General features: G+C 60.3%; 14 protein-coding genes and 1 tRNA gene. 7 read left to right on the forward strand and 8 right to left on the reverse strand.

Annotated features, from left to right (window positions below):
- Window positions 1–149 precede the first annotated feature (149 nt).
- The 5 genes from JK213_RS04075 to JK213_RS04095 all read left to right on the forward strand — a co-directional run bounded on the left by JK213_RS04075 (window position 150) and on the right by JK213_RS04095 (window position 4282).
- On the forward strand, window positions 150–473 hold the full coding sequence (locus JK213_RS04075) for a hypothetical protein (RefSeq protein ID WP_194261128.1): 324 nt from the start codon (window positions 150–152) through the stop codon (window positions 471–473).
- A gap of 80 nt (window positions 474–553) precedes the next feature.
- Window positions 554–1192 (forward strand): 2OG-Fe(II) oxygenase, encoded by a 639-nt coding sequence (locus tag JK213_RS04080; protein ID WP_194261129.1) that lies wholly within the window; start codon window positions 554–556, stop codon window positions 1190–1192.
- A 23-nt stretch (window positions 1193–1215) separates the two neighbouring features.
- Window positions 1216–2283 carry an aspartate-semialdehyde dehydrogenase gene (locus JK213_RS04085; protein ID WP_194261130.1) on the forward strand — a complete coding sequence of 356 codons (1068 nt, stop codon included), beginning with the start codon at window positions 1216–1218 and terminating at the stop codon, window positions 2281–2283.
- On the forward strand, window positions 2280–3167 hold the full coding sequence (locus JK213_RS04090; protein ID WP_194261131.1) for an N-acetylmuramic acid 6-phosphate etherase: 888 nt from the start codon (window positions 2280–2282) through the stop codon (window positions 3165–3167). Before JK213_RS04085 ends, JK213_RS04090 begins: the two co-directional genes overlap by 4 nt.
- A gap of 29 nt (window positions 3168–3196) precedes the next feature.
- Window positions 3197–4282: an anhydro-N-acetylmuramic acid kinase gene (locus JK213_RS04095; RefSeq protein ID WP_194261328.1), complete on the forward strand. Its 1086-nt coding sequence runs from the start codon at window positions 3197–3199 to the stop codon at window positions 4280–4282.
- Between the two features lie 26 nt (window positions 4283–4308).
- Here JK213_RS04095 and JK213_RS04100 read toward each other — a convergent pair whose 3' ends face one another.
- Window positions 4309–4731: a host attachment protein gene (locus JK213_RS04100; protein ID WP_194261132.1), complete on the reverse strand. Its 423-nt coding sequence runs from the start codon at window positions 4729–4731 to the stop codon at window positions 4309–4311.
- A gap of 458 nt (window positions 4732–5189) precedes the next feature.
- On the opposite strand from JK213_RS04100, the gene hemH reads away from it, so the two are divergent.
- Together hemH and JK213_RS04110 are read left to right on the forward strand one after the other, a co-directional pair.
- Complete coding sequence (gene hemH / locus JK213_RS04105) at window positions 5190–6221, forward strand: ferrochelatase (RefSeq protein ID WP_194261133.1); 1032 nt, start codon at window positions 5190–5192, stop codon at window positions 6219–6221.
- A gap of 353 nt (window positions 6222–6574) precedes the next feature.
- The gene (locus JK213_RS04110) at window positions 6575–7885 is read left to right on the forward strand and encodes a glycoside hydrolase family 68 protein (protein WP_194261134.1); all 1311 of its coding nucleotides are present in this window, start codon (window positions 6575–6577) and stop codon (window positions 7883–7885) included.
- Window positions 7886–8013: 128 nt separating this feature from the next.
- Here the strand turns inward: JK213_RS04110 and JK213_RS04115 are convergent.
- From JK213_RS04115 to metK, 7 genes are all read right to left on the reverse strand, one after another.
- Window positions 8014–8090: transfer RNA gene (locus JK213_RS04115), tRNA-Pro, on the reverse strand.
- A gap of 60 nt (window positions 8091–8150) precedes the next feature.
- Complete coding sequence (gene lepB / locus JK213_RS04120) at window positions 8151–8870, reverse strand: signal peptidase I (RefSeq protein WP_194261135.1); 720 nt, start codon at window positions 8868–8870, stop codon at window positions 8151–8153.
- A gap of 136 nt (window positions 8871–9006) precedes the next feature.
- Window positions 9007–9912, reverse strand: a complete 906-nt coding sequence (locus JK213_RS04125; RefSeq protein WP_194261136.1) for an electron transfer flavoprotein subunit alpha/FixB family protein — start codon at window positions 9910–9912, stop codon at window positions 9007–9009.
- The gene (locus JK213_RS04130; protein ID WP_194261329.1) at window positions 9912–10661 is read right to left on the reverse strand and encodes an electron transfer flavoprotein subunit beta/FixA family protein; all 750 of its coding nucleotides are present in this window, start codon (window positions 10659–10661) and stop codon (window positions 9912–9914) included. Before JK213_RS04130 ends, JK213_RS04125 begins: the two co-directional genes overlap by 1 nt.
- 106 nt (window positions 10662–10767) lie before the next feature.
- Window positions 10768–12408 carry an electron transfer flavoprotein-ubiquinone oxidoreductase gene (locus JK213_RS04135; RefSeq protein ID WP_194261137.1) on the reverse strand — a complete coding sequence of 547 codons (1641 nt, stop codon included), beginning with the start codon at window positions 12406–12408 and terminating at the stop codon, window positions 10768–10770.
- A gap of 38 nt (window positions 12409–12446) precedes the next feature.
- Window positions 12447–13142 carry a tRNA (guanosine(46)-N(7))-methyltransferase TrmB gene (locus JK213_RS04140; RefSeq protein WP_194261330.1) on the reverse strand — a complete coding sequence of 232 codons (696 nt, stop codon included), beginning with the start codon at window positions 13140–13142 and terminating at the stop codon, window positions 12447–12449.
- Window positions 13143–13170: 28 nt separating this feature from the next.
- Window positions 13171–14355 carry a methionine adenosyltransferase gene (metK, locus tag JK213_RS04145; protein ID WP_194261138.1) on the reverse strand — a complete coding sequence of 395 codons (1185 nt, stop codon included), beginning with the start codon at window positions 14353–14355 and terminating at the stop codon, window positions 13171–13173.
- Window positions 14356–14648 lie beyond the last annotated feature (293 nt).

A 14648-nucleotide genomic window follows, 5' to 3' on the forward strand; every position in this document is an offset into this window, starting at 1 on the left:
GGAAAACCATCTGTACGCCCAGTGGTCGGACGGCTTGAAGGCAAAAATCTGTTCGCCTTGCCGCAAAGTTGCCGCAACTTTTAATGCCCGAGAGTCGTCTTGTTAACCGACCGGTCCTGAGCCGGCCTTGTTGGATGGGAGTTTCGCTGATGCGTGCTCTGCTGTTGCTTGCAGTTCTGACGGGAAGTGGTCTGGCGCTGACGGATCTGTCGGCGGGAGCACAGGAACTGCGTCCGAATGATCTTTCCGCGCATTCTGTTCTGGCGGATGATGTGGGGCAGTCGGGAGTGGATCATCGGACGCTGGAATGCCGAACGGATCCGCGTCTGCTTCATACCGTGTGGGACGGGAGGATTTCGTCCCTGCCGGGGCCACATGTCTGCACGGGCGGGGCGAACCGTCTGGGGGCAGGATATGTCCGTTATCTGGCGACGAGCCGGATGGTAAGGGCGCATAAGCCGCTGCGGGGGTAATATTCTTTCGTAAAAGGCAGGTCTCACATGTGTGGAATAGGCCTTGTCGCCGACGTGGGCCGCGTCTAGCCTTCCGCGCCATGAGCAGGATTTCTCTTGATTATGATGCGTTCGAGAGCGCACCCGTTGCGGAAAAACCGTTTCCGCATCTGGTAGTGCCGCATTTCATCGGCAACGATGACCTGAAGGCGGTTGTCTCCGATCTGCCGGAAATGAAATCCGGTGGCTCCTTTCCGCCGGAAGCCCTGAAGCTGACGCCGCGTGTTGCGGGCATGATTGCGGACTTGCAGGGGCCGAAGCTCAAGGCGCTGGTGGCGGAGAAATTCGGGCTGGATCTGGCGGAAGCGCCGACCATGCTGACGGTGCGCGGGCGCACGCGGGAAAAGGACGGGCGGATCCATCGGGATTCCGAGGCCAAGCTGGTCACGATCCTGCTGTATCTCAATCCGCGCGGCGAGGACTGGGCCTCGCGCGATGGCTGTTTGCGGTTGCTGAACGGGCCGGATGATGTCGAGGATTTCGATGTTGAGGTGACACCCGCGGAAGGGACGCTTCTGGTGTTTCCGAACGGTCCGGCCACCTGGCACGGACATCGGCAGTTTGTCGGAACGCGCTATGCGATCCAGCTCAACTATATGGCGACGGGGCGCAAGGCCCGCTACGAACTGCGGCGGCACCGTCTGTCGGCGCTTTTAAAGCGTCTGCCCTTTTCGGGCTGATTTTCAGGGAACGGGAAAAGATCATGGGTTATCGGGTTGCGGTTGTTGGCGCCACGGGTGCGGTCGGGCGCGAACTGCTGCGAATTCTGGCGGAGCGGGAATTTCCGGTCGATGAGGTTGTGGCGCTGGCCTCGCCGCGTTCGGCAGGGCGCGAGATTTCCTTCGGGGACAAGACGGTCCTGAAGGTTCAGAACCTTGAGACGTTCGATTTCAAGGGCTGGGATATTGCGCTGTTCTCCCCGGGCGGTTCGGTTTCGGCTGTTTATGCGCCCAAGGCTGCGGCTGCCGGATGCGTCGTGATCGACAACACGTCCCATTTCCGTATGGAGCCGGGGATCCCGTTGATCGTGCCGGAAGTGAACGCCGCCGCCATCGGCAAGGCGAGCCGGGGCATCATCGCCAACCCGAACTGCTCTACCGCGCAGATGCTCGTGGCGCTCAAGCCGCTGCATGACCTGTTCCGGATCAAGCGGATCGTGGTTTCGACCTATCAGGCCGTTTCAGGCGCAGGCAAGGACGGGATGGACGAGCTGTTCGCCCAGACCAAGGGCACCTTCGTCAACGATCCGCCGACGGTCGCTCAGTTCACCAAGCAGATTGCCTTCAATGTCATTCCCCATATCGACCGTTTCATGGACGACGGTGCGACCAAGGAAGAATGGAAGATGGCCGTCGAAACCCGTAAGATCATGGACCCGGACATCAAGGTTCTGGCGACCTGCGTGCGCGTTCCGGTGTTCATCGGTCATTCCGAAGCCATCAGCATCGAATGTGAAAAACCGGTCGATCTGAAGAAGGCCCGCGAAGCGCTGCGTAAGGCGCCAGGTGTGATTCTGCGCGATGAGCGCGAAGACGGCGGCTATGTCACGCCGATCGAATGTGTGGGCGAGGATGCGACGTATGTGTCGCGTCTGCGGATTGATCCGTCGGTCGAGAACGGTCTGGCGCTGTGGTGTGTGTCCGACAATCTGCGCAAGGGTGCAGCCCTCAATGCGGTTCAGATTGCGGAAAGCATTGTGGAGCAGGGGCTTTTGAAGGACGGGCAGCTTTTCCGTCGCAATGAAATTCCGGACGAAGACGAAGCCGAATGACAACGTCCCGCACAGAGACGGTTCTTGCGATCAATGAGGATATCGAGCGTCTGCCGCTCGATGCTCTTCTGGACCGGCTTCTGACGTCGCAGAAGGCGGCGCTGGATCGGGTTGGTGAGGCATTGCCGTCCATCGAACGCGCCGTCGAGGCGGCTGTGCCGCGGCTTCAGGCTGGAGGGCGGCTGGTCTATGCGGGGGCCGGGACGTCCGGTCGTATCGGTTTGCAGGATGGCGTGGAACTGACGCCGACCTTTGGTGTCGCGCCCGAAAAGCTGGTTCTGCTGCTGGCCGGTGGGGCCGGGGCTACGACACAGGCGGCGGAAGGCGCGGAAGACCGGGAAGATCAGGCACGGCTTGATTTGCTGGATTATCATCCGACCGAACACGACGTGGTGATCGGTGTCGCGGCCAGCGGCAACACGCCATACACCTGTGCGGCTGTCCAGCTCGGACGGGAAGTCGGAGCCCTGACGATCGGCGTGAGTGGCAACCCGGAGTCGCGTCTGTTGCGGGAAGCGGAGTTCGGAATCTGCATCCCGACGGGAGCCGAGGTTCTGGCCGGTTCGACACGGATGGCCGCCGGAACGGCGCAGAAAGTCACGCTGAATCTGTTTTCCACCGCGCTGATGACGCGTCTGGGGCATGTCTATCGTGGGCGCATGGTGGATATGCGCATTAGCAACGACAAGCTTCAGGTGCGCGCGGAACGTATGGTCATGGAACTGGCCGGAGGAACAGCCGAAGAGGCGCGTGAGGCTTTGAAACTCGTGCAAGGAAACACGAAACGGGCCGTTCTGCTGCGGCACGGCGTGGCTCTGGCGGAGATCGAGCCGCTTCTGGAGCGGTGTCAGGGCAATCTGCATCTGGCGCTCGCCGGGCTTTGAACGCTGCGGCCAACGCGGGCGCGACCGGGATGGTCTGGGCGCTTGGACTGATGAGCGGGACGTCTCTGGACGGGGTGGATGCCGCTCTGATCGAAACGGATGGCGTGCGAATCGGGCGCATCGGGCCCTCTTTGACACTGCCCTACAGCCCGGAACTTCGGGCCAAAACGCGGTCGCTTCTGGATCGTGCGGCGGGTCTGGCGGAGGATGATCCCGACGTTCTGGCGATCGCCCGGGATCTGACTTTGCAGCATGTGGAGGCGGTGCGTCTGTTGCGGGAGCAGGCACCGGATCTGGAGCCTGCGGTGATCGGGTTTCATGGTCAGACGATCCTGCATCAGCCGGAACTGGGCCGAAGCTGGCAGATTGGGGATGCCCGGCTCCTTCAGGAGCGGTGCAACGTTCCAGTCGTGTACGATTTTCGAGCCCGGGATCTGGAAAATGGCGGGGAAGGCGCGCCGTTGGTTCCTGTGTTTCACGCCGCTCTGCTTGGGCAGGAAAGTCGTCCTGTTGCGGTTCTCAATATTGGTGGCGTCGCCAATGTGACGGTTCTGGGAGCGCAGGATCCGGCCGGGGAGCGAGGCGTGTGGGCCTGTGATACCGGGCCGGGAAATGCGCTTCTGGACGACTGGGCGCTCCAGCATACGGGCCAACCCTGTGATTTCGGTGGCGCGCTGGCAGCCGCGGGAACGGTCTGTCAGGATGTTCTGGAAGCACTTCTTGCGATGCCATATTTTGCGCGTCCTATGCCCAAATCACTCGACAGGTTGAGTTTTCATCCCGAAGCCATGGCGTTGGTGCGGGATCTGTCTGCGGAAGATGGTGCAGCGACTCTGGCGGCTTTTACGGTTGAATCCGTGGCCCGAACGGCGTTTCCGGTGAGGCCGGAACTGTGGTTTGTGGCGGGAGGCGGGCGTCACAATCCGGTCCTGATGGATGGACTGAACCGGCGGCTAGGGCCTGTGGCATCCGTGGACACTCTGGGATGGGACGGGGATGCTCTGGAAGCGCAATGTTTCGGCCTTCTGGCCGTGCGCTATTTGCGCGGGCTGCCGTCCTCCTGGCCGGGGACGACCGGGGTGAGGCAGCCCTGTCTTGCAGGAAGGACTGTCTGACGGCCCTTCCCACGGTCTGATGGCAATCAGACGGAGGCGAGTTCCGGCCAGCCTGTTTCCGGGCGGTCGAGATGCTTCAGCAGGTCGTGGTCCGGCGTATTGACGAGATCCTTGACCAGCGTCTTGAAGAGCTTCTTGGTGGTCGGCTTGTCGAGATGTTCGCGGATCTCGTGTGAAGCCTGCGGAGGAGCGACAAGTAGAATACCTTCGACAGCGCTGCTCTGTGCGGCCTTGTTGATATGGGCGGCCAGATCGCGGGTGAAATGCACCTTGAGCTGCTCCCGCGGGTTTTCATGCGGAGCTTTGATGGACGCGACGTCCTTTTCCGCACTGGAGCCTTTATGCAGGTCAAAGGTTTCGATGGTCCGGAGCTGTGAGCCTTCAAGACGCAGAAAACGGGCTTTTTCGCCGTCAGCAACAACGTAAATGACGGGGTCCTGTGTAGCCATGTCTGGAAATCCTTAATCAAAATCGGACGATGCGTCTGTAACCCCTCTGAGATGGGATGGTTGCGTAAAGCTGCCAAGGTGATGCAGAGTCGTAGGTGCTTAAGGTATTGAAAAAAGGAGATTATTTCATTTTTTTGAATGTTTTTTGAAGAATTTCGATTTTTTTCTTGAAATGCAGAAGAGATGTGCTCAATCTCTGAATTGAGCTTACCGGAAAATCTTTTCCAAAGGCTCAAAGGAGGCAAGTATGGCTCTGACGAATACTCTTCTGCCGTATGTTGGTCCGATGGCTGCCGCAGTTGCGGTGTGTGCCTATACTCTCCTGCAAGGGGTGCGGAAACCGGATGTTTCCTATGCGAAAGTAAGGCACCGACGATAGCGTCCCGCAAGGGACGCGTATCTCCAGACGTTTTCCCTCTTTACCTGAATGCGTGCCCGGTTCCACAGTAGAGGGCACCATGGCTTTCTTACATAAAACCCCCCGCATCACCCCTCCGCCAGAAGGCAGGACGGGTGTTCTTCTGATTAACTTAGGGACGCCTGACGATACAGGCTATTTCTCAGTCAGAAGATATCTCAGCGAGTTTCTCTCTGACCGTCGCGTCATCGAGAGTCCTCCTCTGATCTGGCAGCCCATTCTTCAGGGCATCATCCTGACAAAACGTCCTTTCGCCAGCGGCGCGAATTATGCGCGGATCTGGGATCGGGACGAAAATGCTTCTCCGTTGCGTGTTTATACGCGCAGGCAGGCCGAAGGGCTTGCTGAGCGGTTGAGGGCTGATGGTGTGCCGGTGGAATGGGGGATGCGTTACGGTCGCCCTTCCGTTGCAAAAGCGCTGGAAAGCCTGATGGACCAGGGCTGTGACCGGATCGTCAGCATTGCGCTTTATCCGCAGTATTCCGCAACCACGACCGCCACGGCCAATGACCAGCTTTTCCGTGCGCTTATGCGCCTACGCCGGCAGCCAGCCGTTCTGACAGTTCCGTCCTTTCCGGATCACCCTGCTTTCATCCGTGCCCTTGAGACGTCAGTTCAGGACACGCTGGCGGAACTGTCCTTCAAGCCGCAGCAGATTGTTGCGTCGTTTCATGGCCTTCCCAAAACCTGCATCGAAAAGGGTGATACGTACCGCGACGAATGTGAGCGGACGATCGCCGGACTGCGGACGGCTCTTGGACTGAGTGAGGCGCAGATGCCTCTGACGTTCCAGTCCCGCTTTGGACCGCTTGAATGGATCCAGCCCTATACGGCGCCCTTCGTCAAAGCTCTTCCGTCACAGGGCATTACGAAGATTGCCGTCATCATGCCGGGCTTCATGACGGACTGCATTGAAACGCTGGATGAAATCGGGAACGAGCTTCGGGAAGAATTCATGGAAGCAGGGGGCGAGGAGTTTGCTCTCGTGCCCTGCCTGAACGACTCGAAAGGCGCGATTGATCTTCTGGAAGAGCTTTCGCGTTCTGCTTTGGCGGGTTTTCAGCGCCGTTGAGGCTTGCGGACTTCTGAACCTTCTGAAAACCCACCCGATGACGGGTGGGTTTTTTTTTGCTTGCATCGCGCGCAGCTTTTTCCTACAACTGTGGCACTGAGCCATTAAACGTTATTGATTACTGGTTCAAAAAATAATTTCAGGTCAAAAAATTTTAGAAAGGCTGCTTCCACAAGAAGCGGCCTTTTTTGTTGCGCATTTTAGAAACAAGACATGTTTTTCTGCGTGAAAATTACGGCTCAGTACAGGACTTGATCTTTTTATTCGGACGTTTCTCCAGCATCCGGGCCTGAAACAAGGGTTCGGATGCTGGCTTGCGTCTGGCTTTTCTCTTTTCAGCTACAGGAAAACTCATGAACGCTGTTTCCAGCACGCAGAGCGCAGTCCATTCCGGTTCGCGCTGGACGATCGCTGATGCGATGAAGATCCGTACCGATGATCCGACCACGACCATGCCGGTCATCGACTATGCGTTTCCCGTCATCGATTCTGATGTGTGGCAGTGGGACACCTGGCTGCTGCGCGACATTCACGGCAAGACCGTCACCTTCAAGGGCTGGTACGTCATGTTCGCCCTCGTTGCTGACCGCGCCGCCACCGGCGATACGGCCGAGGGTTGGCACAGCCGCAACGATTATTCTTACATCGGCTTCTATTACAGCCGCACCGGCAATGGCGCGGACTGGAAGTTCGGTGGTCGCGTTATCAAGGAAGGCGCAAATTCCCGCAGTTGGGAATGGTCCGGCTGTGCCGTCATGCGCGAGAACAGCGCCAATACGGTCGATCTGTTCTATACTTCCGTCAACGATACGCCGTCCGAGTCTGTTCCGTCCTACACGACGGGCCGCATTCTGGCAGATGCCACCGGAGTCTGGTTCGAGGGCTTCGATGTCTGCACGGACATGTTCCAAGCAGACGGTGTGAACTACGCCAACATCGTCGAAGATGCCTACTGGGATTTCCGCGATCCGCATATTTTCCGCAATCCTGACGACAACCAGATCTATGCCCTGTTTGAAGGCAATGTTCCGGGCATGCGCGGAAACTTCACCATCGGTTCCGACGAGATGGGTCCGGTTCCGCCTGCCACGACCGTTCCGGCTGGCGCGCAGTATGGCGCTGCTGCCATCGGCATTGCCCGCCTGACATCTGACTCCACGCGGGGTGATTTCTCCAAATGGGAAATGCTGCCGGCCCTCGTCACGGCGCTTGGCGTCAATGACCAGACGGAGCGCCCCCATGTCGTCTTCCAGGATGGTCTGACCTATCTGTTCACGATCTCTCATCACTCCACCTTCACTGGCAACAGCACGGGTCCGGATGGTGTGTATGGTTTCGTGTCCCGAAACGGCATTTTCGGTCCGTATGCGCCGCTGAACGGTTCGGGCCTCGTGCTTGGCAATCCGTCTGCTGCTCCGTACGAGACCTACTCGCACTTCGTCGATCCTGCCGGTTACGTGCAGTCCTTCATCGACACCCTGCCGCAGCCCGGTTCGGCTGACCCGCAGGACCCGACGACCTATCGCATCGGTGGTACGTTGGCCCCGACCGTGAAGATCGTCCTCGAAGGTGAGCGGACCTATCTGACGGAAGTTCACGCTTACGGGCAGGTCTATGCCCAGGGCGTCTGGCCGACCTCTTCGGCCTTTGACAAGCGCTCCTGAAGTCGTTTTGCCCTCTCCCGAAAGGGGGAGGGTATTTTTTGCGTTTTCGGGGTCTGCATTTCAGACGCAAAAATGCGCTGGCCTGCGGGCCTGAAACAGTTTTGGCGATTTCTGGAAAAATTATCGGCTGGTCGGAGTGAGAGGATTCGAACCTCCGGCCCCTGCGTCCCGAACACAGTGCTCTACCAGGCTGAGCTACACTCCGGCCGACGGCGCTTCTCCTACAGGGGTTAACGCTTTCCTGCAAGAGGGTTAGGGCGAAAAATCAGAGAACGAGCGCCGTTCTGCCGATATCCCGCCATGACCACAGGACGGCGCGGGCCTGCCCCTGAAGGTTCCAGACGGGAAGAAGCCCGACACCCCCATCCGCGACGCTGACGCGCGAGTCGGCGGAGTTGTCACGGTTGTCCCCCATAACGAACAGATGGCTGGCGGGAACGGTGAAGGGCGCGACGTTATCCAGTTCTCCGTCCTGCGACGTTTTGAGAATGTCATGGTGGATATTGCCCGGCAGGGTTTCTTCATAACGTTCTGCCGCACGCCAGACGTTCTTTCGGCTTTCCTCGCGGGTTGATCCCATGTCTTTCCATGGAAGCACCGTTCCGTTCAGGATGACCCGGCCATGCACCAGGGCCACCGTGTCGCCCGGCAGGCCGATCACGCGCTTGATCCAGGTCTGGTGCAGGTTGGCGGGTGCGCGGAACACGACCACGTCGCCGCGATGGGGCAGATGCCCGAACAGGCGGCTGTCTGTTTCGGAAGAAGGCTTCAGGGCATCGCCGAACGGCAGATTGGCCGTGCTGAGACCATAGGACGGGACGATAACGCCGATCTGGTCGCCGATCCGCAGTGTCGGCTCCATGGAGGCCGACGGCACGATGTAAGCGGCGGCGAGGGCGCTGTGAATGGTGAGGAAGCCCAGAAGGACGGGCAGGCAGGACAGGATGTCGCGGGCAAGCTGGCGCAGGGTTGGGATGCGGGTCATGATGAGGGTCTCCGTGCCCGACAGAGTGCCTCATGGGGACCGGAGTGCCAGTTAAACCTGCGTCAGAACCTGTCATGAAAAAAGGGGCGTCCCGTCATGGGGCGCCCCTTTTTTGTCGTTTCAGGTACGAGTCGTTTTAGAGGGCTTTTTCAAGCGTCGGGAGGATCTCGAACAGGTCACCTACGATGCCGTAATCGGCCACCTTGAAAATCGGCGCTTCTGGATCGGTGTTGATGGCTACGATGACGCGGCTGTCTTTCATGCCAGCCAGATGCTGGATCGCACCGGACAGGCCGACGGCGATGTAGAGTTCCGGTGCTACGATCTTACCGGTCTGGCCAACCTGCATTTCGTTCGGAGCAAAACCGGAATCCACGGCCGCACGCGAGGCGCCGATGGCGGCGTTCAGCTTGTCGGCAATGGGTTCGAGCAGCTTGAAGTTTGCAGCGTCCTTCAGGCCCTTGCCGCCGGAAATCACCACGCGGGCAGATTCCAGTTCCGGACGGTCGGAGGCAGAAAGCTCGACCTTCACGAAAACAGACTTCTCGCTGGCCGGAGCTTCGACCGTTTCAATCGCAGCGGACCCACCTTCGGCAGCAATCGGATCGAAATTGGAGCCGCGGACCGTCAGCACCTTGATGCTGTCGGCGGAGCGAACCGTTGCCAGTGCGTTTCCGGCATAGATCGGGCGCACGAAGGTGTCGGCGTCCTTGATCTCGACCACATCGGGGATCGGCTGCACGTCCAGCAGGCCCGCCAGACGCGGCAGGATGTTCTTGCCGGTGGCGGAGGCTGCGGCCACGATGTGGCTGTAGTCTTTCGCGCGGGCAGCCAGCAGGTCGGCGGCGGGCTCGGCCAGATCGTTGACCAGACCCGGCACGCTGAGAACGCGCGTTACGCCCGGCAGGGCAGCAGCGGCCTGTGCGCCGTCTCCGAATACGATGGCATCGACCGCACCAAAGCGGGAGGCAGCGGCAACAGCCGAACGGGAAGCCTGACGGACCGCGCCGTTTTCGACTTCAACCAGAACAAGAGCGGTCATCAGATCACCTTCGCTTCTGTCTTGAGCTTCTCGACCAGTTCGGCCGCGCTGTTTACCTTCACGCCTTCCTTGCGCTCCAGCGGTTCGGCCACGGAGACCACCGTCAGGCGCGACGCCGTATCGACGCCGAGGCTGTCGATTTCGACCGTCTCAAGCGGCTTCTTGCGGGCCTTCATGATGTTCGGAAGGGACGCATAGCGCGGCTCGTTGAGGCGCAGATCCGCCGTCACCACGGCCGGGAGCGTGAGGGACACGACTTCCGTGCCGCCGTCGATTTCGCGGGCAACTTCGATACGGCCATCGGCAATCGTTACCGCGCTGGCGAATGTGCCCTGCGGCCAGCCGAGCTTCGCGGCCAGAATCTGGCCCGTAGCGTTCATGTCGTCGTCGATCGCCTGCTTGCCCATGCAGATCAGACCGGCTTCTTCGCGCGTGGCGATCGCCTTGAGCACGTTGGCCACGGCGCGCGGTTCAAGCGTGTCATCCGTGCGGACAAGGATGGCGCGGTCCGCGCCCATCGCCATGGCCGTGCGCAGCACGTCCTGCGCGGCCTGCGCGCCGACGGTCACGACCACGACTTCCTTGGCCGCGCCTTTTTCACGCAGGCGCACTGCTTCTTCGACTGCGATTTCGTCGAACGGATTCATGGACATTTTCACGCCCTGCGTTTCGACACCGCTGCCATCGGCCGCTACACGTACCTTGACGTTGTAATCGACCACCCGTTTGACTGGGACCAGAACTTTCATCGTCATCTTTCGCTGCTGTCGCCGCCACAAAAACGGGCGCCACCGTAGCGGGACTGACCGGAAAAGTCACATTCCGCTCTGGCCGTGCCCTTTTGCGGGAAGAAAATTACATCCCGACCGGATAATTCGGACCGCCGCCGCCTTCGGGCGTGCACCAGTCGATATTCTGCGTCGGGTCCTTGATGTCGCAGGTTTTGCAATGCACGCAGTTCTGGGCGTTGATCCGGAGCTGCCAGGCATTTTCGCCCGTCTGTTCCTGTTCATAGACGCCAGCGGGGCAGTAGCGGCTCTCCGGCGAATCGAACACGTCGTGATTGACGGTCTGCCAGACGGTCTCGTTGCGGAGTTTGAGGTGAACCGGCTGATTCTCCTCGTGATTCGTGCTGCTCAGGAAGACCGAGCTGACGCGATCGAAGGTGATCTTGCCGTCGGGCTTGGGATAGTCGATTTTCGTGCACACCGAGGCGGGACGCAGCGTCTCGTTATCGGCATGCGGGTGATGCAGCGTCCAGGGCGCACGCCCCCGCAGGATCATGCTGTCGATCCCGGAATAGAGCGCGCCGAGCTTCATGCCCCATTTTGCAAAGGCCGGGCGGATGTTGCGGACGTCGCGCAGTTCGGACCACAGCCAGGACTGCTGGACGCGCGCTGTCATGCTGGCGGCTTCCTTCTTATCCTTTTCCAGAGCCTCGGCCACGGCCTCAGCCGCGATCATGCCGGATTTCATGGCCGTATGCGTGCCTTTGATCTTGGGCACGTTCAGGAAGCCTGCCGAATCGCCAGCCAGAACGCCGCCGGGGAAGGTCAGGCGCGGAATGGACTGGAATCCGCCTTCCGACAAGGCACGTGCGCCGTAAATCAGGCGCTTGCCGCCTTCGAAATGCTCCCGGAAGGCCGGGTGCAACTTGGTGCGCTGCATTTCCTCGAAGGGGGACAGATAGGTGTTGGCGTAATCGAGGCCGGTTACGAAGCCGAAACTGACCAGATTTTCGCCGAAATGATAGAGCCACGCCCCGCCATAAGTGTTGTCGTCGAGCGGCCAGCCGAAGCTGTGCTGCACGAGGCCCGGACGGTGCTTTTCGGCCGGAATTTCCCAAACTTCCTTGATGCCGAGGCCATAGGTCTGCGGTTCGACGCCCTTGCGCAGGCCAAAACGCTTCATGGCGTGGCCCGTCAGGGAGCCACGCGCGCCTTCGGTCAGGATGGTCTGCTTCGCGCGGAGGATCATGCCGGGCGTGAAGTTCGGCCCGTGCTCGCCGTTGCGTTCGATGCCCATGTCGCCCGTGATGACGCCAGCGACGTGGTCATTTTCGATGAACAGTTCCGCTCCCGAAAAGCCCGGATAGATTTCAACGCCCAGAGCCTCGGCCTGTTCACCGAGCCAGCGGCAGACTTCGCCGAGCGAGACGACGTAATTTCCGTGATTGGCCATCTGCGGCATCACGCGATCCAGATACGGAACTGCGAAGGAGCGCGTTTCGGTCAGGAACAGCATCCGCTCTTCCGTCACCTGCGTCCGCAGCGGGGCGTCCAGATCGCGCCAGTTCGGCAGAAGTTCATCGAGCGTGCGGGGCTCGATGACGGCGCCCGAAACGATATGGGCGCCGATCTCGCTGCCTTTTTCGATCAGGCAGACGCCCGCATCCGGCATCAGCTGTTTCAGGCGGATCGCGGCGGACAGACCGGCGGGACCACCACCGACCACCACGACATCGAATTCCATTTCTTCGCGTTCGATCTGGGTCATGATGTCAGGAAACTCGCTGAATAACTAGGATAAGGGTTTCAGGGACGGCGGGTGAAAGTCCAGTAGAACGGCACACGCCCTTCGCGAAAGGCCTTGGCCTCATAGCGTGTGGGTGACCAACCTTCCGGACGTTCCTTGGCCGGGGGTGGCGCATCGAACAGATCCTGCTTACCCATCACTTCTGTGACCCATTCCTGATAGACGGGATGGTCACTGGCGACGCGCCAGATGGCGCCGGGTTTCAGGACGCGGTGCATCTGCTTGATGTTTTCCGGGTGCACGAAGCGACGCTTGGCGTGCCGGGCCTTGGGCCACGGGTCCGGGAACATCAGATACGCCCGGTCGAGGCATGCGTCGGGCATGTCCTTGAGCAGCAGGCGGGCGTCTTCGGCCCAGATGCGGAAATGGGGAGGCGGCGTGGCCGTGTCTTCCTCACCTTCGGGCACGAGGCGCGAGAGCAGGGAGCACAGGCCGTTCTCGAAGACCTCGGAGGCGATATAGCCGACATCCGGGTTCAGTTCGGACTGGCCAACGGCATGTTCGCCACCGCCGAAACCGATTTCGAGAAAAACGCGCGACACAGCATCGGAGAATCCCGCAGCGGGATTCTCCGGTGAGGTAAAGGAAAGCCGGGGCAGCGCCTTCTCAAGAAGATGCTGCTGCCGGGCCCGGAGCGGGTGGCCGCGTTGACGGCCGTAAAGCCGCTCCGGCTGGGGTTTGAGAGACTCGACCAGGGTTTTTCTGCCAGATTACCGGTGAGACTTAGCGGTTCAGGGCGCCACGCAGCGTGGTGACCAGATCCGTCTGTTCCCAGGTGAAGTTGTCCAGAACCGGATCCGGCGCACGACCGAAATGGCCGTAAGCGGAGGTCGGAACATAGATCGGACGGTTCAGGCGCAGATGCTTGCGGATGCCGCGCGGGGAGAGGTCCACAACGTCGTTGAGGATCGCACCCAGACGGGCTTCGTCCACGTCCTTGCCCGTGCCGTCGAGGTCAACATAGACCGAGAGCGGCTTGGACACGCCGATGGCGTAGCTGAGCTGGATCGTGCAGCGGTCGGCCAGACCAGCGGCCACGACGTTCTTGGCGAGGTAACGCGCGGCATAGGCTGCCGAACGGTCCACCTTCGTGGGGTCCTTGCCGGAGAATGCGCCACCACCATGCGGGGCTGCGCCACCATAGGTGTCGACGATGATCTTGCGGCCCGTGAGGCCTGCGTCGCCGTCCGGTCCGCCGATGACGAAGTTGCCGGTCGGGTTCACATAGAACTCGTCTTCCGGGCAGCTCCAGCCTTCGGGCAGGATGCCATTGACCACGTCGCGAAGCGTCTCGCGGATCGTGTGCTGGCTCATGCCTTCGACATGCTGCGTGGAAATCACGACGGACGTGACGCCAACGGGCTTGCCGTCAACATAACGCAGCGTGACCTGGCTCTTGGCATCCGGCAGAAGGCCAACGCCACGGGCGTCGCCGCTCTTGCGGTAGTCGCGGATGCGCTCGAGGATCGTCTGCGCATAGAACAGCGGCGCAGGCATCAGGTGTTCGGTTTCGCGCGTGGCGTAGCCGAACATGATGCCCTGATCGCCAGCACCTTCGTCCTTGTCACCGGCACTGTCGACGCCTTGGGCGATGTCGGCGGACTGTGCGTGCAGGTAGGAGGTGATTTCGGCTTTCTTCCAGGAGAAACCTTCCTGGTCGTAGCCGATGTCCTTGATCGCTTCACGGGCGCGGTCGATCAGCGTGTCCTCGACCTCTTTGGGGCCGCGGACTTCACCGGCCAGGACGACGCGGTTGGTGGTGACCAGCGTCTCACAGGCAACACGCGCTTCCGGATCGGCCTGCAGATAGGCGTCCAGAACGGTATCGGAAATGCGGTCCGCCACCTTGTCGGGATGGCCTTCGGAAACGGACTCGGATGTGAAAAGGAAATCGCCGTGATTGCGCACTCAGGGACCTCGCAGGGAATGAGTGGTGAGAAGGGCCACAGTGTGCCTTGGCAGGCGGTCTGTGGCATTCAGGGAGGGGACGGCTTGGCGGAATTGGGCGCAAGGGTCAAGGGGCCGTATGAGGTCTGAACGCGGTTTTCTGCGGAAAAGTCCGGAAAGCCACTCTGAAATTACAAAAAAACCAGACGGATATTACGAAAAAGAGAGCGCTGGCCCCCGTTTCATTTTTCAACGACACCGGTCATGCTGCGTTTGTGCTCCCGTGACCGTCGTGGCCCGTCAAAGACGCGGCC

The sequence above is a fragment of the Gluconobacter sp. Dm-44 genome (genome assembly GCF_018256175.1).
Classification (GTDB): Bacteria; Pseudomonadota; Alphaproteobacteria; order Acetobacterales; family Acetobacteraceae; genus Gluconobacter; species Gluconobacter cadivus.

What these genes read in the sequence shown, in the direction of transcription:
- JK213_RS04075 (WP_194261128.1), top strand. Translation starts at nt 150, where the DNA reads ATGCGTGCTCTGCTGTTGCTTGCAGTTCTGACGGGAAGTGGTCTGGCG.
- JK213_RS04080 (WP_194261129.1), top strand. Translation starts at nt 554, where the DNA reads ATGAGCAGGATTTCTCTTGATTATGATGCGTTCGAGAGCGCACCCGTT.
- JK213_RS04085 (WP_194261130.1), top strand. Translation starts at nt 1,216, where the DNA reads ATGGGTTATCGGGTTGCGGTTGTTGGCGCCACGGGTGCGGTCGGGCGC.
- JK213_RS04090 (WP_194261131.1), top strand. Translation starts at nt 2,280, where the DNA reads ATGACAACGTCCCGCACAGAGACGGTTCTTGCGATCAATGAGGATATC.
- JK213_RS04095 (WP_194261328.1), top strand. Translation starts at nt 3,197, where the DNA reads ATGGTCTGGGCGCTTGGACTGATGAGCGGGACGTCTCTGGACGGGGTG.
- JK213_RS04100 (WP_194261132.1), bottom strand. Translation starts at nt 4,731, where the DNA reads ATGGCTACACAGGACCCCGTCATTTACGTTGTTGCTGACGGCGAAAAA.
- hemH (WP_194261133.1), top strand. Translation starts at nt 5,190, where the DNA reads ATGGCTTTCTTACATAAAACCCCCCGCATCACCCCTCCGCCAGAAGGC.
- JK213_RS04110 (WP_194261134.1), top strand. Translation starts at nt 6,575, where the DNA reads ATGAACGCTGTTTCCAGCACGCAGAGCGCAGTCCATTCCGGTTCGCGC.
- lepB (WP_194261135.1), bottom strand. Translation starts at nt 8,870, where the DNA reads ATGACCCGCATCCCAACCCTGCGCCAGCTTGCCCGCGACATCCTGTCC.
- JK213_RS04125 (WP_194261136.1), bottom strand. Translation starts at nt 9,912, where the DNA reads ATGACCGCTCTTGTTCTGGTTGAAGTCGAAAACGGCGCGGTCCGTCAG.
- JK213_RS04130 (WP_194261329.1), bottom strand. Translation starts at nt 10,661, where the DNA reads ATGAAAGTTCTGGTCCCAGTCAAACGGGTGGTCGATTACAACGTCAAG.
- JK213_RS04135 (WP_194261137.1), bottom strand. Translation starts at nt 12,408, where the DNA reads ATGACCCAGATCGAACGCGAAGAAATGGAATTCGATGTCGTGGTGGTC.